Annotated in this window: 12 protein-coding genes; 4 read left to right on the forward strand and 8 right to left on the reverse strand. The window is 74.5% G+C overall.

All coding sequences use genetic code 11. The features are described from left to right. The 4 genes from ACZ52J_RS16080 to ACZ52J_RS16095 form a co-directional block, all read right to left on the reverse strand. Positions 1-3,466 (reverse strand): acyltransferase domain-containing protein (locus ACZ52J_RS16080; RefSeq protein WP_465619250.1); only part of this gene is annotated, 3,466 nt, incomplete at its 3' end. A gap of 393 nt (positions 3,467-3,859) precedes the next feature. Beyond that, positions 3,860-4,126: a hypothetical protein gene (locus ACZ52J_RS16085; protein WP_465619252.1), complete on the reverse strand. Its 267-nt coding sequence runs from the start codon at positions 4,124-4,126 to the stop codon at positions 3,860-3,862. Between the two features lie 113 nt (positions 4,127-4,239). Then, positions 4,240-4,956, reverse strand: coding sequence for a flavodoxin family protein (locus tag ACZ52J_RS16090; protein ID WP_465619254.1), 717 nt, complete (start codon positions 4,954-4,956; stop codon positions 4,240-4,242). Between the two features lie 140 nt (positions 4,957-5,096). Next, positions 5,097-5,882 carry a class I SAM-dependent methyltransferase gene (locus ACZ52J_RS16095; protein WP_465619256.1) on the reverse strand — a complete coding sequence of 262 codons (786 nt, stop codon included), beginning with the start codon at positions 5,880-5,882 and terminating at the stop codon, positions 5,097-5,099. A gap of 203 nt (positions 5,883-6,085) precedes the next feature. Between ACZ52J_RS16095 and ACZ52J_RS16100 the strand changes: the two genes are divergently transcribed. Beyond that, entirely contained in the window at positions 6,086-7,822 is a 1,737-nt protein-coding gene (locus ACZ52J_RS16100) for an RNA ligase family protein (protein WP_465619258.1), read from the forward strand. Then, on the forward strand, positions 7,822-10,770 hold the full coding sequence (locus ACZ52J_RS16105; protein ID WP_465619260.1) for an RNA repair domain-containing protein: 2,949 nt from the start codon (positions 7,822-7,824) through the stop codon (positions 10,768-10,770). Before ACZ52J_RS16100 ends, ACZ52J_RS16105 begins: the two co-directional genes overlap by 1 nt. Before the next feature lie 407 nt (positions 10,771-11,177). On the opposite strand, the gene ACZ52J_RS16110 is transcribed toward ACZ52J_RS16105, so the two are convergent. From ACZ52J_RS16110 to ACZ52J_RS16120, 3 genes are all read right to left on the reverse strand, one after another. Then, entirely contained in the window at positions 11,178-12,062 is an 885-nt protein-coding gene (locus ACZ52J_RS16110) for a S1 family peptidase (RefSeq protein WP_465619262.1), read from the reverse strand. 306 nt (positions 12,063-12,368) lie between these two features. Further along, positions 12,369-14,531 carry a bifunctional polysaccharide deacetylase/glycosyltransferase family 2 protein gene (locus tag ACZ52J_RS16115; protein ID WP_465619264.1) on the reverse strand — a complete coding sequence of 721 codons (2,163 nt, stop codon included), beginning with the start codon at positions 14,529-14,531 and terminating at the stop codon, positions 12,369-12,371. A 46-nt stretch (positions 14,532-14,577) separates the two neighbouring features. After that, positions 14,578-15,318 (reverse strand): hypothetical protein, encoded by a 741-nt coding sequence (locus tag ACZ52J_RS16120; RefSeq protein WP_465619266.1) that lies wholly within the window; start codon positions 15,316-15,318, stop codon positions 14,578-14,580. Between the two features lie 206 nt (positions 15,319-15,524). Between ACZ52J_RS16120 and ACZ52J_RS16125 the strand changes: the two genes are divergently transcribed. Together ACZ52J_RS16125 and ACZ52J_RS16130 are read left to right on the forward strand one after the other, a co-directional pair. After that, on the forward strand, positions 15,525-16,118 hold the full coding sequence (locus tag ACZ52J_RS16125; RefSeq protein WP_465619268.1) for an ArsR/SmtB family transcription factor: 594 nt from the start codon (positions 15,525-15,527) through the stop codon (positions 16,116-16,118). Between the two features lie 50 nt (positions 16,119-16,168). Beyond that, complete coding sequence (locus ACZ52J_RS16130; protein ID WP_465619270.1) at positions 16,169-17,440, forward strand: MFS transporter; 1,272 nt, start codon at positions 16,169-16,171, stop codon at positions 17,438-17,440. A gap of 155 nt (positions 17,441-17,595) precedes the next feature. On the opposite strand, the gene ACZ52J_RS16135 is transcribed toward ACZ52J_RS16130, so the two are convergent. After that, the gene (locus tag ACZ52J_RS16135; RefSeq protein WP_465619272.1) at positions 17,596-18,639 is read right to left on the reverse strand and encodes a HEAT repeat domain-containing protein; all 1,044 of its coding nucleotides are present in this window, start codon (positions 18,637-18,639) and stop codon (positions 17,596-17,598) included. Positions 18,640-18,654: the final 15 nt, after the last annotated feature.

The following is an 18,654-nucleotide window of genomic DNA, read 5'->3' on the forward strand; positions in this document are numbered from 1 at the left end:
CCGAACCCAACACCTCCGCCAACGACCAGTCCACATAAGGCGCCAGAGCCCGCCCGCACTCCGCCATCCGCCCCGCGAACACCTCCGACTCACCCGACAACTCCGCAGCCATCCCCACCCACTGCGAACCCTGACCCGGGAACACCAACACCACCCGACCGGAAACCAACCCGCCGCCGGGCACCGACCCCGGTGCCAAACGCCCCTCCGCCAGCGCCTTCAACCCACCGAGCAACTCGCTCCGGTCCCCGCCCACCACCACCGCACGGTGCTCGAAGGACGCACGCCCCACCGCCAGCGAATAACCCACGTCCGCCATATCAAGCCCGGGCTCCGCCACCACCCGTGCCACCAACGCCCCCGCCTGCGCCCGCAGAGCCTCCGCACTGCGCGCCGACACCGGCCACACCACCGTCCCAGGACGCCGGGCACCCTCCACCGCCCCGGCCGGGTCCTCAGCCGGCGCAGACTCCAGGATCACGTGAGCGTTGGTCCCGCTGATGCCGAAGGAGGACACCCCCGCCCGGCGCGGACGGCCCGTGTCGTCCCACGCACGGGCCTCCGTCAGCAGTCGGCCGGCCCCCGCGGACCAGTCCACCTCGGGCGTCGGACCGTCCACGTGCAGCGTCTTCGGCATCACCCCGTGCCGCATCGCCAGCACCGACTTGATGACGCCGCCCACACCCGCCGCGGCCTGGGAGTGGCCGATGTTGGACTTCAGCGAGCCGATCCACACCGGCCGGTCCGCGGGCCGGTCCTGCCCGTACGTCGCCAGCAGCGCCTGCGCCTCGATCGGGTCACCCAACCGCGTCCCCGTACCGTGCGCCTCCACCACGTCCACCTCGGACGCCGTCAGCCCCGCATCCGCCAACGCCGCACGGATCACCCGCTGCTGCGACGGACCGTTCGGCGCCGTCAGACCATTGCTCGCACCATCCTGATTCACCGCCGAACCACGGATCACCGCCAGCACCGGATGCCCGTTGCGCCGCGCATCCGACAACCGCTCCACCAGCAGCATCCCCGCGCCCTCGGCCAGGCCGAAACCGTCGGCGGCTGCCGCGAAGGCCTTGCAGCGGCCGTCCGGGGCCAGACCGCCCTGACGGCTGAACTCCACGAGCATGCCGACCGTGGACATCACGGTCGCGCCGCCGGCCAGCGCCAGCGAGCACTCGCCCGCCCGCAGCGCCCGTACCGCGAGGTGCAGGGCCACCAGCGAGGACGAGCACGCCGTGTCCACGGTGACCGCCGCTCCCTCCAGACCGAGGGTGTAGGCCAGTCGGCCCGACGCGACGCTTCCGGTGTTGCCGGTCAGCAGGTGGCCGCCCTCGTCGGCGCCCTGTTCGAGAGGGGGCCCGTAGTCCATGGTCATCGCCCCGACGTAGACGCCCGTCGGGGTCCGCCGCAGGGTGGCCGGGTCGATCCCGGCCCGCTCCAGCACTTCCCAGGTCGTCTCCAGCAACAGCCGCTGCTGCGGGTCCATCGCCGCCGCCTCGCGCGGCGAGATGCCGAAGAACTCCGCGTCGAACCCGGCCGCGCCGGCGAGCGAACCCGCCTCTCGCTGGTAGTACCGGCCCGGCGTCCCCGGTACGGGGTCGTACCGTCCGGCGGTGTCCCAACCGCGGTCGTCGGGCAGCGCGGAGACGGCGTCGGCACCTGCCGACACCAGCTCCCAGAGTTCGTCGGGGCTGCCGACACCGCCGGGGTAGCGGCAGCCCATGCCGACGATCACCACAGGGTCGTCGTCCTCGGCCCGCCGCACCGGCTCGTCCGCGTCCGTGTTCCTGTCGGGCCGGTCGCCGCTGATCTCGGCGCAGAGGTACGCGGTCAGGGCCGCCGGGGTCGGGCAGTCGAAGACAACCGTCGCCGGGATGCGCAGCGCCGTCGCCGCGCTCAGCCGGTTGCGCAGCTCCACGGCGGTGACGGAGTCGAATCCCAGGTCGAGGAAGGCCAGGTCGGCGGGGACCGGATCGGACCGCCCGGTCAGCGCGGCGATCTCCTCGCCCACCAGCCGTGCCAGCGCGGCACGCCGCTCCGGTACGTCCGATCCGGCCAGCTCCACGCGGAACGCGGTGCCGGCATCCCGGTCACCGCCCGCGCCGCCGGGCCCGTTCGCGTCCGTCGGGCCGGGCTCCGCGAGCGCCGTCAGGGCAGCCACCGGCAGTTCCCGTACCCGGGCGTGCTGCCCGGCGAACAGCGCTTCCCGGTCCGGGGTGACACCGCGCACGTACAGGTCACCGAGCGAGGTCAGGAACCGGCCCGGACCGCCCTGGTCCCGGCGCAGCGTCCCGAGGACGGTGGCCTGCGCACCGTGTTCCTCCGCGCAGTCCGTGAGGGCGGAGGTCAGCACGGTGTGCGGGCTGACCTCCAGCAGGACGCCGTGCCCGTCCCGCAGCAGGGCCCCGGTCGCCTGGTGGAACCTGACCGTGTTGCGCAGGTTGCGGCACCAGTAGTCGGCGTCCAGTACCGGGACGTCCAGTCGTCCCCCGGTCAGTCCGGAGTAGTAGGGCAGATGCGGTGTGCGGGGCCGGATCGGTGCGAGGTCGGCGCGCATCCGGGGGATGATCGCGTCGATGTGGGGGGAATGGGCCGCCAGGCCCACCGCGATCCGCCGTGCGTGCACCGCGTCCGAGGCCAGGTCGGCGAGGAGTTCGGCCGCGGCGTCGCGGTCACCGGAGACGATCACGGACCGCGGCCCGTTGTGCGCGGCGACGACGAGGCGGCCGTCCCAGCGGCGCAGCCGCGGCTCGACCTCGCCCGCCGGGGCCATGACGGAGACCATGTCCCCCTTCCCGGCCAGGGTCGCCTGGGCCTGGCTCCACAGGGCCACCACCCGCGCGCAGTCGTCCAGGGACAGCGCGCCGCAGATCGCGGCGGCGGTGACCTCGCCGACGCTGTGCCCGAGCACGGCGGCCGGTTCCACACCGTGGGAGCGCCACAGCGCGGCGAGCGACACCGTCACGGCGAACAGCAGGGGCTGCACCACGTCGGCCCGGTCCCCGGCGGGTGCGCCCGGCGCGTCCGGGTCGCGGAGCACGTCGATCGGCGACCAGTCGACGAACGGTTCCAGGGCCTGCGCGCACGCGTCCATCCGGTCGCGGAACACCGTGGAGGTGTCCAGCAGGTCCACCGCCATCCGGGGCCATTGCGCGCCCTGCCCGGGAAACACGAAGGCGACCCGGCGGCCTGCCCCTGCGGCGCCCTCCACCAGGCCGGGCATGCTCCTGCCGTCGGCGAGCGCGTCCAGCCGCCGCAGGAATCCGTCGCGGCCGTCCGCCACCAGTGCCGCCCGCCGGCTCCCCTCGGAAGCGGTGCGCGCGAGGGTGAATGCGATGTCCTGGGGGCTCCAGTCGTCACGACCGGCCAGGTACGCGTGCAGGCCGCGCGCGCCGGCCGCCAGCGACTCCTTGCCGCTGCCTGCCAGTGTCCACAGCAGCGGTGCTTCGGTACCGTCGGGGTGCGCCATCGTGTCTTCGGACTCCTTCACGGCGAGCAGGACCATCAGTCGCCGGACCGTGGCGGGGGGCCCGCTCCCACGGGTCGCGCGCCGACCGGGACGCCTTCGTCATGCCCGGCGTGTACCGCCACCGGACCTGCGAGGTCGATCTTGCCCAAGTCGCATAGCAGCTCGATAGCGCAGGCCGCGACACGACGCGGACACGGGGAGCGAGCGGGGCGCGGAGCAGCGGGAGGCCCGCGCGCGCACCGTGGGGCGGGTCAACCGTCCGTTCCGGCGGACCACTCCGGGCCCGGAGTCCGCGTCACCCCCAGCTCCCGCCGGATCCCGTCCAGTGCCGCCACGAACCCAGGGCAAGCCCTCCACCTCGACCCGCTGCGTCAACGGGGCAGGCGGCATCGCCTACACCAGCTCCGTGCCGGCGTACGACACCGCCGGACAGCTCACCAAGACCACCACCACGATCCGGAGGGCCCCCGCATCGACGGCTACGCCGACGACGTGGAGCTGCGGGTCACCAAGAACGGCTACGGCGCGCCGATCGGCGGCACCGCCGGCTGGACGCTGAAGAAGGCGACCTCGGTCACCGCCGACGCGCTCGGCGCCAACCTCCAAAGAACCGCGCGGCCTGCTCACGTCGGTGAGCGACAGCAAGGCGGGCGAGTTCACCGCCAAGTACGGTCCGGACGGCCGGCTCGTCGAGCAGGCCTACCCCGGCGGCATCGTCCGCAAGGACACGCTCAACGCCTCAGGCAAGGCCGTCGCCGCAAGAGACCGGTGGTTCAGCGGTGCTCGGGGTTCTCGAAGTCGAAGCGACAGCCGGCGTCCCACTCGGAGCGCTGGTTGCCGTGAGAGGGGATGCCGCCGGCATCCTTGAGCATCCTCGCGAGGTGGAGCTGGTTCCACGTCATGAACGTGGTGTTCCGATTCGTGAAGTCGTTCTCCGGCCCACCCGACCCCGGATCCAGGTACGACGGCCCCGGCCCCGCTTCCCCCACCCACCCCGCGTCCGCCTGCGGCGGGATCACATACCCCAGGTGCTGCAGGCTGTAGAGCACGTTCATCGCGCAGTGCTTCGCGCCATCCTCGTTGCCGGTGATCAGGCAGCCGCCGACCCGGCCGTAATAGGCGTACTGACCTTGCTCGTTGAGGATCGAGGAGCAGGCGTACAGCCGCTCGATGACCTTCTTCATGACTGAGGAGTTATCTCCCAGCCACACCGGACCGGCGAGCGTGAGGATGTCGGCGGCCATCACCTGCGAGTAGATCACCGGCCACTCGTCGGTCTCCCAGCCGTGCTCGGTCATGTCCGGCCAGACCCCCGTCGCGATGTCGATGTCCACCGCGCGCAGGACCTCCACCTGGACGCCCTGGCGTTCCAGGATGCCGGTCGAGACGTCGATCAGGCCCTGGGTGTGGCTGCGTTCCGGCGAACGCTTCAGCGTGCAGTTGATCACCAGGGCGCGCAGGTCGGCGTACGACGTCGTCGGGTCCGGCACAGGGTCCTCCGTCGGGGTGTCCGGGAGGCCGCTCGGGTGACGGGCTCCCCGGACAGCTCACCAGGCCCGCCCCGTGGCCGCACACGGGGCTGGGCCGGTCGCCTGAAGGTCGGTCCCCGACCGGTCGGGGACCGGTCGGGTCAGGCAACCGGGGAGCGGCGGACGATCAGCATGTCCTGGGTGTGGCCGATGGCGTAGGTGCCGTCGGGCCGGGTGAAGTGGTCCTGGACGTAGGCGGTCAGGGCGGCGCGGGAGGGGCGGGGGTCGAGGGTGGCGAGGTCGGCGACGTTGACCATGAACTCGGCGACGTCCACGGCCTCGGCGAGGTGGGCCGTGCGGTAGTGGAGGTCGAGGGTCTCGAGGGTGATGTCGTCCGCCGGGTGGCGCTCGCGCAGGCGGTCGGCGAGGGTGCTCAGGTCGTAGCGGACGCCGGTGAAGTGGGCGGCCATCCGCATGCAGGGGCTCTCGGGGTTCTGCAGGACGACCAGGAGGGCGCCGCCGGGCGCCGTCCAGTTCAGGGCGCGGGTGACGGTGGCGAGCCAGTCCGGCTCGGGCACGTAGTAGAGCACGTGGGAGAGGTGGACGAGGTCGGCCGGCTCGGGCGGCTGGGCCCGGTCGAGCCGCTCCGGGAGGACGAGGGCGTCCGGGCAGGTGGTGCGGAGCTTCTCGCGCATCGCGACACTGGGCTCGACGGCGACCGTACGGTCGAAGGACCGGGCCAGGTGGGCGGTGGTGCGGCCGTCGCCCGCGCCGAGGTCCAGCAGGAGCCGGCGGTGCGGCAGGGTGGCGGCGAGCTCGCTCAGCCGGGCGTGGGTGATCGGCTTCTCGTCCGTCCCGGCGAGGAACAGCTCGAACGCCCGGCGGTAGTCGGCGCTCGCCACGTCCAGGACACGGACCGGGTCCGCGTCCCTCGTCTTGGTCTCCACCCTGCGGCCTCCCTCTGACGACGTGTTGGGGCGCGCTCATTGCACCCCCGTGTCCGGCCGCCCGCGCGCAGGGACGTTCCTGCCCGCGTGTCGCGAGATGGCGAGGGTGGGACTGCGGCGCCCCGGCGGTTATTCGGTGGCCCGCGCGGAGCCACCGCTTCTACAGTGTCCGCCTGATCACTGACGTTCACGGGAGCCCGGACATGCGCGTGCACTACCCCCGGACTCCGCATCTTCCCTGGTCACCGGGGGCGGCGGCGGACGACGTGCGGACCGGGGACCTCACCGCGCTGGCCGGCGCGGAGGTCGTCGTCACCGAGAAGCTCGACGGCGAGAACACCACCCTCTACCCCGACGGCCTGCACGCCCGCTCACTGGACTCGGCCCACCACCCCTCCCGCGCCTGGGTGAAGGGCCTGCAGGGCCGGATCGGCGCTCGGATCCCGGACGGCTGGCGGATCTGCGGCGAGAACCTGTTCGCCCGGCACTCGATCCCGTACACCGACCTGGAGAGCTGGTTCTACGGCTTCTCGGTCTGGACGGACCGCGACCACTGCCTGGACTGGGACGACACCGTCCGCTTCCTGCGCCGCCTCGGCGTCCCGTCGCCCCCGGTGCTGTGGCGCGGCCGCTTCGACGAACGGGCCCTACGCGCCCTGCCGTTGGACCTGAACCGGCAGGAGGGCTACGTCGTGCGGACCGTCCGGGGCTTCTCCCGGGCGGAGTTCGGCGAGCGGGTCGCCAAGTGGGTGCGCCCGCACCACGTGCGCACCGACACGCACTGGATGCACGCCGCCGTGGTGGAGAACGGGCTCGGCCCGAGTGCCGCACTGTGGTCCGTACGGTCCGGCGCGCTGCCCGAACCGCCCGCCCTGGCCGCCGCTTTGGGACTGCCCGAACTGTTGTGCCAGCCCGAGGAGTTGGCGGAGGTGTCGGCTCGACTGGACGAGCTCGGCCGCGGCGGGGACGCCCGGCTGGCCGGGGTGCTCGCGACCGCGCTGCGCGCCGAGCGCCGGCCGTCGCTGGCGCCGCGGCTGGCCGGGCCGCTCGGGCTGCCGCTGGCCCGCCGGGTCGCCGACCTGGTCGGGCTGCACCCGGGGCTGCAGCAGCCGTACCCGGACGAGGACCGCCGCGCCGGGCTGGTCCGGCTCTCCTGCGCCGCCGACCTGGGGGTGCTGCACGCCGTCGCCGCGGCCGCCGCTCCCGGGGCGGCGGAGCGCGAGCAGGTCGCCTGGTCCACGCTGCACGCCGAGGACGCCGGGCTGCTCGACGGGGCGCCGCTCGCCCGGCTGCGCACCGGTCTGCGCGAGGCGCTCGCCGACCTCGACCGGGACGCCGCCGACCGCTGCTGGGCACAGGCCCGCGAGGCGTACGCGCTCGGCCGGATCTCCACCGTCGAGGAGGCCGTCGCGGCCACCTGGCGCCGGCGGGACGGCCGCTTCCCCCGACTGGTGCACCTGTGCGGCCCGTCCGGCAGCGGCAAGAGCAGCTTCGCCGCCGGGCTGACCGGTGTCGCCGCCCGGATCAGCCTGGACGACCTGCGCGCCGCCCGGGGCTCGCGCGCCGACCAGCGCGACAACGCCGTGGTGCTGCGCGAGGGCCTGGCCCGGCTGGACGCCGCCCTCGCCGCCCCAGGGGCCGGCCGCGCGGACACCGTCGTCTGGGACGCCACCTCGCTCAACCGCCGGCAGCGCTCCCAGGTCCACGCCATCGCGCAGCGCCGCGACGCCCTGGTCACCCAGGTCGTGCTGGTGGTCGGCGAGGACGAACTGCAGCGCCGCAACGCCGTACGGCCGCACCCGGTGCCGGCCGACGTGCTCACCGCACAGCTGTACCGCTTCAGCCCGCCCTACCCCGGCCAGGCGCACCGCACCTGGTACGTCGGCGCCGGTGGCACCGTGGAAGACACGGCGGGCACGCTCGACGCCGAGGAGGACTGATGCGTCCCATCGAACAGATCTGCCAGCGCATCCGCTGGGACGCCCGCTTCGACCCGGCCCGGTTCACCCTGGGTGTGCGCCAGCGCGACGACCGCACCGAACGCGTCCCGCTGGAGGCTTTCGCCGCCGCGGGCGACATCCCCTGGCACCGGGTGCACCGGGTCGAGGCCGACGGCGTGGTGGTCTGGGACCGCGCGTCCGGCGTGGACGTGCTCGACAGCACCGAGGCCGGGCGCCGCACCGACCCGCGCCGGCTGCGCTCGCCCTTCTTCGCGGCGACGACCCCGTACGCCTGGCAGCCGGACCGCGACCGGCAGCCGGACGGCTCCCCGCGGGCGGGCTCCTCCCGGGGGCCGGGCGACGGCTGGCAGGCTGTCGTTTCGGAGCACGCCCAGCCCTCGGCCCCGGCGGTCGGCGACCTGCGCGTCATCACCTGGAACACCCTGTGGGACCGCTACGACGCCGACCGGATCGCCACCGCCCGCCGCCGCCCGCTGCTGCTCGCCGCACTGGAGGCCGCCGACGCCGACGTGATCGCCCTGCAGGAGGTCGAGCCGGCGCTGGTCGCCCTGCTGCTGGCGGCGCCCTGGGTCCGCGCCGGCTACACCCTCAACGCGGACCCGCTCGGCCGGGACGTCGACGAGCACGGCCTGCTGCTGCTCAGCCGGCTGCCGGTCCTGGAGGCCGGCCGGCACGCGCTGGGCCCGCACAAGGCCGTCACCGCGATCACCGTACGGACCGCCGGCGAACCGCTGACGGTCGCCGCCGTCCACCTGAGCAGCGACCACTCGCCGGACGGCGCGGCCCGCCGCGAAGCCGAACTCGCCCAGCTGGCCGAAGGGTTGGGCGGCCTCGAGGGTGAACTGCTACTGCTCGGGGACTTCAACGACGCCCGCTCCGGCGCCACCGGCCCGGCCGCCGCACTCGGCCTGCGCGACGCCTGGACGCAGGTGCACGGCCCGTCCGACGACACCCCCACCTTCGACCCGACCGCCAACCCGCTCGCCGCCGTCTCCTCGCTCACCGGCCGCCCGGGCCGCCTCGACCGCGTCCTGCACCGCGCCGACAGCACCCGCATCACCGCCGCCGCCCTGCTGGGCGAGCGCCCGACCGCCGACGGACTGCACCCCTCCGACCACTACGGCGTAGCCGTGGACCTCACCCTCGACGGAGCGGGCGGGACGCCGGACGTCCTCGACGCCGCGCCCACCCCCCGGACCGCCGTCGCCTGGCTGCCGCCCGAGGAGCTGTGGCCGCCGATCCAGCGGCTGCGCGCCGCGTACGACCCGCAGCTGCGCCGCTGGCCGCCGCACGTCAACCTGCTGTTCGGCTTCGTCCCGGAGGCCGAGTTCGACCGCGCCCTGCCGCTGCTGGGCGCGGCCGCCGCCGAGACGGCGCCGTTCGCCGCGCGCCTGACAGGGGTGCACACCTTCGGCCACCGCGAGGACGCCACCATCTGGCTCGACCCGGCCGCCGCCTCCGCCGAGCCCTGGGCGGCGCTGCGGCACGCGCTGGAACGCCGCTTCCCCCGCTGCCGCGGCCGCGCGGAGGGCTTCACGCCGCACCTGACCCTCGGGCGCAGCACCGACCCGCAGCGGGTGGCCGCCGACTGCGCGGCCCGGCTCACCGAGGTCTCGGCCCGGGTGGGCGAGCTGGTGGTGCTCTCGCGCCGGGGCTCCGAGCCGATGCGGCCCCGCGCGGTGATCGCGCTGGGGACGGGCGAGGTGCGCCCGGTGCCCGAGGAGCCGACCGTCTCGCGGCAGCCGGAGCCGGAGTCGCCCGAACGGACCTCCTTCGCCTGGGCGTTGGCTCAACGCATCACCGAGGCGCTACCGGACGGCGCGGTCCACGTCGTCGGCTCACGGCGGCTGGGCTGCCAGCTGGACGGCGCCGACCTGGACCTGGTGGCGGCGCTGCCCGGCCCGGCCGACCTGCCCGGCGTCCGCACCCGGATCGCGGCCGCGCTGCCGGACGCCCGACAGCTGCGCGAGGTGCGCGGCGCCCGGGTGCCGGGGGTGCGACTGGAGGCGGACGGCCTGTCCGTCGACCTCGTCGTCGTCTTCACCGGCTCACTCGACCCGGCCCAAGCCGTGGCCCGCCGTGCGGAGTTGGGCGAGGCGGAAGCCGTCGCGCTGAGCGCGGTCACGGACGCCGAGGCGATCCTGGCAGCCCTCGGCGACCGGCACGACCGCTTCGTCCGGCTGGCCCGTCAGGTCAAGGCCTGGTCCCGGGCGCGCGGCCTGGATTCCGCCCCCTTCGGCCAACTGCCGTCGCTCGCCTGGTCGGTGCTCGCCGCGCGCGTCGTCCTGGACGCCGGTGACGCTCACGACTCGGACGGCGATGACGCGGACGGAAGTGACACGGACGGAAGTGACGCGGCCGGAACTGACGCCGACGGCGACCTGTTCCGGCAGTTCACCGAGACCTGGGCCGGCTGGGACTGGCGCCAACCCGTCTGCCTGTCCAGGTACCTGATGTGCCATCAGTCCGAACCGATCTCCATCGTCACCCCTTCCTCCCCCGTCCGCAGTTGTACCACCCAGGTCAGCGCCGACACCCGCGACCTGCTCACCGAGGAGCTCTACCGCGCCTGGGAGCTCACCACGGAGAGCACCGACCCCTGGCCCGCCCTGCTCGCCCCGCCCCCGCTGCACCGCCGCCACGCCGCCTGGGCCGTGGTCACCGTCAGGGAGGAGTCCGTCGGGCTGGTCCGCGGCCGCCTCCGCACCCTCCTGGCCGCCCTGGAGGAAGCCGGCGCCACCCACCTCCACGCCTGGCCGCACCCCTACCGGTCTCCCGACGGCCTCACCCACTTCCCCATCGGCCTCGGCCCCACCCCGCTCACCGCGGACCGACTCGCCACGGCCGCCACCGCCTGGTGCCGCCACCTCCCCGGCGTCCACCTCCAGCACGTCGAGGGCGGCGCGGTCCCCACCCTCACCAGCTGAACCTCACCCCCGGGCACGGACGAGGACGGCATCGACAAGAATCCGGAGCGGACCCTGGCACATGTCGCCAGGCCCCCGTACGAGCCGGCCGGACCAGGGATGGAGCCTGGGAGGGCCGAGAGGCGCTGTTCCTCGTCCGGGGTGTCGGTGCAGTGGGCCTCACCGAGGATGAGGACGCTCCAGCCCCCAGCCCCGGTGGTCGTCGATGTGGTCCCCCTCGAAGGAGACGGGCGAACCTGCCTCGGAGTGGCGGTGCCCCGGGGGTCCGTTCGGTAGGCGATCGTCCGGACGTCCACGACGTAGTCGACCGGCAGGACGACGCGCGCCGAGGAACCGGGCCCCGGGCAGGGTGGACCCCCGCCCGGGGGCCGGTTCCGGGGTGGACGGATGGAGGAGGACGGTCGGGGTCAGTAGACGTTGACGCCGTACGCGGCGAGCGCCTCGTTGACCGGCTGGAAGAAGGTGGTACCGCCGGTGCTGCAGTCACCACTGCCGCCGGAGGTGATGCCGAGGGCCTTGGTGGCGTCGTACAGCGGGCCGCCCGAATCGCCGGGCTCGGCGCAGACGTTGGTCTGGATCATGCCGCGTACGGTGCCGCCGTCGGAGTAGCGCACGGTGGCGTTGAGGCCGGTGACCGTGCCTCCGTGGGTGCCGCTGGTGGATCCGGTGCGCTTGACCGCTTCCCCGACGTAGGCGTTCGGGGCGGAGGTGAAGCCGCCGGTGTGGCTCACCGCGCTGTTGTCGTAGCGGACGAGCGCGTAGTCGTTGCCGGGGAAGCTGGAGTTGACGGTCGCCCCGATCAGCGTGGTGTGGCCGGAGTTGGTGTACCAGGTGCTCGCGACGTTTCCGCAGTGCCCCGCGGTGAGGAAGTAGTAGGTGCTGCCGCTCACCACGTTGAAGCCGAGCGAGCAGCGGTACTGGCCGCCGTAGATGGCACTGCCCGCGGCGAGCAGCGGGCGGAAGGTGCCCGGGGAGTGCTGGATCCGCAGCGTGGCGGCGTCGGGGCCGGCGGCCTGCTTGATCCTGGCGATCGCGGCCGGTGGGACGGTGCCGTCCACCGTGACGACGACACGGTCGGCCGTCGGGTCGACGTACCAGGCGATGCCGTTGACGTCGGTCCGCTGCAGGGCGTCGCTCACCGCGGCGAGTCGGGCCGGGCCGGCGGGTGCGGTGGGGGCGGCGACCGCACTCGGCGCGGCCACCGCGGTGGCGGACAGCAGGCCGACGGCGGCGGCGAGCAGTCGGGTGGTCCTCGCGGTGCTGGTGTGGGGGATGGTGCGCGTGGTCCTCACTGGTCTCCTCCTGGGAGTGAGAGGCCCCCTGAGGGTGTGGGGGCCGTGAGGCGCGGTCAGGGAGTGCGCGGACAACCGACGGTGTCCATGGGGGTGCCATCGCGGATGATCTGCCCCTGACAGGCGCTGACGGGAAGTATGGGCAGAGCCGGAGGGCGGCACAAGGCCCCGGACACGGCCTGCACACCATCTCGACAACCCCACGGACCGCCCGCCGGGCCGCGGTCCAGGAAACCCGGGCCGTCGGCACGGGACGTTCGGACCACGATGACGGGCTGTCCGTCAGGCCGGTCGAGCCGACCCGGGTCAGCCGCCCGTCGGGACCCGGAGCGTGCCGTAGCGCTGCATCCGCTGCCAGCGCAGGCGGGATCCCGCCAGCGCGGTGAAGACCGACTGGATCACCACCAGGTACATCAGCTGCCGGTAGACGAACTGCTGCAGCGGCAGGCTCCACAGCGGTCCGTACCGTTCCTTGTCCAGCCGGAACGCGTAGGCACCCATCAGCATCTGGACCAGCAGGAACGCCGCCCACAGCCCGACGATCCGCACCGGGTCGAGGAAGGCCAGTCCGTACAGCGCGAAGACGTCGACCACCGGGGCGAGCAGGGGCAGGAGGACCTGGAACATCAGCAGGTAGAGCAGCCCTCGCCGGCCCAGCTTGCCGGCCTGCCCGCCCTGGACGAGCGCGCCGCGGTGCTTCCACATCGCCTGCAGGGTGCCGTAGCACCAGCGGTAGCGCTGGCGCCACAGGGCGCTCAGCGAGGCGGGGGCCTCGGTCCAGGCCTTGGCCCGCTCCTCGTAGACCACCCGCCAACCGGCCCGGCACAACGCCATGGTGAGGTCGGTGTCCTCGGCGAGCGTCTCCTCGCCCACGCCGCCGACCGCCAGCAGCGCGGAGCGGCGGAAGGCGCCGACCGCGCCCGGCACGGTGGGCATGCACTCGGCGAGGTCGAAGAGCCGGCGGTCCAGGTTGAAGCCGACCACGTACTCGATGTGCTGCCAACGGCCCAGCAGACCACCGCGGTTGATCACCTTGGCGTTGCCGGAGACCGCTCCGACCGAGGGGTCGGCGAACGGCTGCACGAGGTGCCGGACGGCGTCCGGCTCGAACACGGTGTCACCGTCCACCATGACCAGCAGCTCCGCGCGGGCGGCGGCGATACCGGTGTTGAGGGCGGCCGGCTTGCCCGCGTTCTCCTGCCGGATCACCCGGGTGTACGGCAGGTCGAGCGACTCGACCAGGTCGGCCGTGCCGTCGGTCGAGCCGTCGTCGACCACGATCACCTCCACCGGGTGGTCGGAGGCGAGCAGCGACCGCAGTGCGGCCTCGATCCCGGCGGACTCGTTGTACGCGGGCACGATCACACTGACCGGCTCGGTGACCGGCGGCCCCCATGGCCGGCGCCGCAGCCGCTTGTGCCGACGGGCTGCCGCCAGCACGGCGACGGCCCGCAGCACGCTGATCGCGCCCGCCGCCCACAACAGCCAGCCCAGCGCCGCGAGCGTCCGGTCGCCGCCCCGGAGGAGCCACATGAACGCGGTCCCCTGGAGCCGGTCGGCGGTCCCGGCCCGGTGGACGGGGTCGGACAGGCCGACCGCCTCGCTGACCGTGGCGAAGTGCAGGCCGCGGTCCTTCAGCCGGGGCAGCAGGGCGGTCAGCGCCGCCACGGTCTGGGAGCGGTCGCCGCCCGAGTCGTGCATGAGCACGATCCGGCCCGGGCCGCCCGCAGCGTCGTCGAGGGTCTTCAGGATCTGCGCGGTCCCGGGTCGGCGCCAGTCCTCGCTGTCCTGGGTGGTGAGCACGGTCAGGTACCCCGCGTGCCCGGCCTGCTGCACGGCGTCCCACTCGCCGTCGTCCAGGGCGTCCGGGCTGGAGGAGTACGGCGGCCGCAGGAGGGAGCTGGTCACTCCCGCCGAACCGGCCAGTGCGAGCTGGGTCTCGCGCAGTTCCAGCGAGCGGCGCCAGTCGGGCGCGGGGCCGAGGTCGGTGTGGGTGAACGTGTGCACGCCGATCTGATGGCCCTCGGAGACGATCCGGCGGATCAGGTCCGGGTGGGCGGCGGCTTGGGTGCCGACCACGAAGAACGTGGCGTGCACCCCTTCGCGGCGCAGGACGTCGAGGATCTGCGGGGTCCAGGTCGGGTCGGGGCCGTCGTCGAAGGTGAGGACGATGGTGCCGGGCTTGGGAGCGGCGCTGCGCGGCTGGGGGCCGGCGGCGTCGATCACCGGTCCGCCTTCGCGGATCGCCGTCGGCACGGTGCTCGTGCCCGCGTGCGCGGCCGTCTGGTCCGGGCGGTCGTCGAAGCTGTGCTGGGTGTACCCCTGGAGCAGCAGGGCGCCGGAGAGAGTGAGCAGCAGGGCGGTGAGCAGCAGCCAGTGGGTGCGCAGCGGGCCCTGCCTCACCACTCCGCGCCTGCCTCTGCGGGTGCGGTCGGGGGCGGCGGTTCGACGGCGGCGGGTTGAGCTCATGGCGCTGCTTTCGGGGGTGCGGGTCGTAATGGTGGCTAGTCGGGCGTCAGGGTTTGCCGGGCTTGTTGCCGGAGTTGCCCGGAGGGCTCGTGGGGCGGCCGTGCCCGGGCGGGGTGTTCGGCGGCGCCGCGGGGCTGGTGACCGGAGCGGGCGAGCCGGTACCTGCGGGGGCGCTCGGGAGGCCGGCGGAGGGCCCGGTCGGCACGCCGGTCGTCTGCGGGTGCCGGTCCCCGACCGGGCCGGTGCCGGCCTGGCGGGCGGGGGTCACGGTGGGCGCCGCGCCGGGCGGGGCCGCGGCCTCCGGGGCGGCGGACGGCGCCGTGGACGGTGTGGATGCCTGGGCGGGCGCGCTCGGCGCGGGCGGCTGGGGCAGCGGAAGGAACGGCGCGTTCACGGTGGGGCCGCCGAGCAGGGTGCTGCCCAGCAGCGCGAGGTACCCACCGGCCGGCACGGCCAGCACCGCCCCGAACCTGCGGATCCGGCGCTGACGGCGGCCGGAGGCGTCGACGAACACGGGCGGGGGCGCGGGCTGCTCGTCCGCGGTGTCGGTGACGGCGGACAGCTCGGCGGTGTCCGACTCGCCCGCCTCGTCGGGCCACGCGAAGTGGTCGGCGGAACCGACCGCGGGGGCGAGGTGGTCGGCGGGACCGACCGCGGGGGCGAAGTGGTCGGTCGGGGTTCCGACGACCGGTCCGCCGGCCGCCGGGCCGTGAAAGTACCTCGGGACCAGCGGAGGGTCAGGCTGCTCCTCGGCGGTCGGCCATGGGCCGTACGACGTGACGGGCACGATGTCGAGTCCAGGTGTTGTCGGTTCACAGGGCTACCACGGCTGCACCCGTCGATCACGGCGGACCGGGCGGTGAGGTGGTCGTACCTGTTCAGCGCCGACGGCCGGCTCGCTGTCACACCTTCTCGGGAAACCGTGCCGACCGCCGGACCCCAGGGTTCGCAATTTCTATTGCGCAACTTTTCTTTCGAATCTACCGTGGACCCATGACCCAGAAGCCGGAGCCCAACCGGATCACCGACCTGTCCCGTCTGAAGGCGTTCACCAACCCGCTGCGGATGCAGCTCTACCGACTGCTCTACGCGGCGGGCAGTGCCACCGCCTCGCAGCTCGCCGAGCAGGTCGACCAGGCGCCGTCCCTGGTCAGCTACCACCTGCGCAAGCTCGCCGAGCACGGCTTCGTCGCCGAGGCGAGCGGCCGGAGCACCGACGGCCGGGAGCGGTGGTGGCAGGTCGCCTCCGAGGAGGGCTGGGGCTTCCGGGAGTCCGACCTCTCCGACACGCCCGAAGGTGCCGCCGCCGTCGGCGCGGTGGCCCGCGGGCTCGTCGACTCCCGGGCCGCCCAGTACCGCGCCTACCTGGACCAGGGCGCCGCCTGGGGCACGGAGTGGACCGACGCGGCCTTCAGCCTCGAATGGCTGCTCGACCTCAATCCGGCCGAACTCGCCGAACTGGGCGAGGAGTTGCAGGACCTGTCCCGGCGCTGGCGGGAGCGCGGCAAGGCCGCCAGGGCGGTCGGCGACACCGAGGGGCGCGAGCACGTGTCCGTCCACCTGTACGGGTTCCCCTTCCGCCCCTGACCTCACTCAGACCGCCCCCGCACCCCCGCACAGACGAACCGGAGACCGTGATGGCCCTCGCGGAGACGACCCGCCCCCTGCGCACCGCCACGCCGCCCGCCCACCGCGACGGCAACGTGCTGCGCTGGCTCGCCGCCTACACCGCTTCCCTGATCGGCGACAGCGTCTACTTCGTCGCGCTCGGCTGGTCCGCGCAGCGGGCCGCCGGCCCCACCGAGGTCGGCCTGGTCATGGCCGCCGGGGCGCTCCCGCGCGCGGTGCTCATGCTCGGCGGCGGCGTGCTGGCCGACCGGCTGGACCCCCGGCGGGTGATCCTCGGCAGCGACGCCCTGCGCTGCCTGCTCATCCTCTCGGTGGCCGCAGCCATCGCCCTGACCACGCCCGCGCTCTGGCTGCTGGTCGCGGTGGCGCTCGTGTTCGGCGCCGTGGACGCGCTGTTCGTCCCCGCCGTCGGCGCCCTCCCGCCCCGGATCACCGGCCCCGACCAGCTGGCCCGGGTCACCGGGATGCGCTCGCTGTCGATGCGCCTCGGCCAGATCGCGGGCCCGCCGCTCGGCGGCCTGGCCATGGGCCTGGGCGGCCCGGCGGCCGCCTTCGCCACGGCGGGCCTGCTCTTCGCGCTCTCCCTGCCGCTCCTGCTGACCATCCGGGTCCGTGCCCTCGAGACGCCCCCGGACGAGGCGGCGCCCCGCCGCGGCACCGCACGCGCGGACCTCCTCGACGGGCTGCGCTACCTCCGCCGCCACCGCCTGATCGGTCCGCTGGTCGCCGTCGGCGCCGTCTGCGAACTCGGCCTCACCGGCACCCTCAACGTCGGCATGGTGCTCCTCAACGCCGAGCGCGGCTGGGGCCCGTCCGGCTACGGCTGGATCGTCGCCTGTTTCGGCGCCGGGGCCACCGCCGGCGCCGCGCTGCTCACCGTCGTCGGCCGACTGCCCCGGGCGGGCCTGACCATGGCGGGCACCCTGCTCGTGGCCAGTACGGGCGTGGCCGCGATGGGCCTCGTCCCGAGCCTGGGGACCGCCGCCGCGCTGGCCGCGCTCGTCGGCCTGTGCGCGGGCGTCTCCGGCGGCCTGGACAGCGCCCTCGTCCAGACCGCGACGGACCCCGCCTACCTCGGCCGGGTCACCTCCGTCGTGATGCTCACCATGCTCGGCCTCGCCCCGCTCAGCTACCCGCTGGTCGGCGCCGCCATCGGCGCCTGGGGCGCGGCCCCGGTCTTCGCCGGCTGCGGCGCCGTCTCCTGCCTGGGCGCGGCCGTCGCCCTGGCCTCCGGCACGGTCCGGCGCGCCGAACTGCCGCGGCGGCAGACGAACCACTGAACCCGCGGCAGACCACTGAACCCGCGGCGGTCCGCCGGCCCGACAGCGTCCCGGCCCGTGCGGCACGGACCGGACAGCATCGACCGGGCGGGCCGGGCGGGCCGCCCGCGCGGACGGCGAGACCGTCCGGGCCACCGTCGCGGAGCCGTGCGGGGTCACAGCAGCAGCGCCCCCGCCGGCGCCCGCATCCGACGACCGTACGCGGTGAGGGCGAGGACACCGGCCCCGCGCACCGGCGTCCCCGGCCCGAGCGACAGCGGATCGAGGCTCAACTCACCTGCCAGGCGCGGCGCCAGCTCCAACAGCTCCCACACCCAGTCGTCCTCGTCGTCGCCATCCGGCTCCACCCACCCCTCCACCAGCGCGGGCAGCCCGAGCTCGGCTCGCCGCCGCTGCTCGTACCCGAGCGGCGCGCCGAGTTCCAGGTGCCGCGTGTCCTCACCCGGGATGTACGCGAACCGCCGCACGGCCGCGCCGTGTTCGGCGACCAGCACCGCCGAGCCGTCGTTCTGCGCGCTCCACCAGTACGCCTGGGCACGCCCGTAGCGGGCGCTCAGCCGCTCGCAGGCCGCCAGGACCTCGGCGGCACGCTCGGCATCGCTCGGATCGCACCAGGCGCCGACGACCAGCGTCCATCCGGCCAGCTCAGGGGTGACGAACACCCGGCGGAAGGCGTCGTGCCGATCGTCGTCGAAACCCCCGTGACCGTCGATGTCGGCCGCGTACACACCGGCCGCGAACGGCACCGGGCGCGGCGCGGACAGGCCGAGCAGGTCCATCACCCCGGCCTGGTCGCCGGTGGCGACCGCGATCCACGACAGGAAGCAGCAGGCGAGCGGCTCCGGCGCGTCCTCGGGCGCCTTCACCCGCACCAGCCGCTCCAGCGCCGCCAGATCCCGGGCGCCAATCACCGCCTCCCCGCCGATCTCCGCGAGCGCCTCCAGCGCACTCGCCCGCGCGGCCCCGGGCCCGTTCCGACGCACCGCCTGCAGCAGGGGCACGACGTCCTCGCCCCACGAGCAGAACACCCGCACCGCCGTCTGCCGCACCTCGGCATCCGGATCGCCCAGCAGCGGCACCGCGCTCTGCGCAACCGCCGCCGGCTGCGCATCGCCGCGCTCGCGCAAGGCCCATGCCGCCGCCCGCCGAACCGTCGCATCCGGGGAACCGAGATCCCGTACCGCCTGCCGAGTGTCCATGGCCCGCCACGCTAG

It is taken from the genome of Kitasatospora sp. NPDC034035 (assembly GCF_055575755.1).

What these genes read in the sequence shown, in the direction of transcription:
- ACZ52J_RS16100 (WP_465619258.1), top strand. Translation starts at nt 6,086, where the DNA reads ATGCGCGTGCACTACCCCCGGACTCCGCATCTTCCCTGGTCACCGGGG.
- ACZ52J_RS16105 (WP_465619260.1), top strand. Translation starts at nt 7,822, where the DNA reads ATGCGTCCCATCGAACAGATCTGCCAGCGCATCCGCTGGGACGCCCGC.
- ACZ52J_RS16115 (WP_465619264.1), bottom strand. Translation starts at nt 14,531, where the DNA reads ATGAGCTCAACCCGCCGCCGTCGAACCGCCGCCCCCGACCGCACCCGC.
- ACZ52J_RS16125 (WP_465619268.1), top strand. Translation starts at nt 15,525, where the DNA reads ATGACCCAGAAGCCGGAGCCCAACCGGATCACCGACCTGTCCCGTCTG.
- ACZ52J_RS16130 (WP_465619270.1), top strand. Translation starts at nt 16,169, where the DNA reads ATGGCCCTCGCGGAGACGACCCGCCCCCTGCGCACCGCCACGCCGCCC.
- ACZ52J_RS16135 (WP_465619272.1), bottom strand. Translation starts at nt 18,639, where the DNA reads ATGGACACTCGGCAGGCGGTACGGGATCTCGGTTCCCCGGATGCGACG.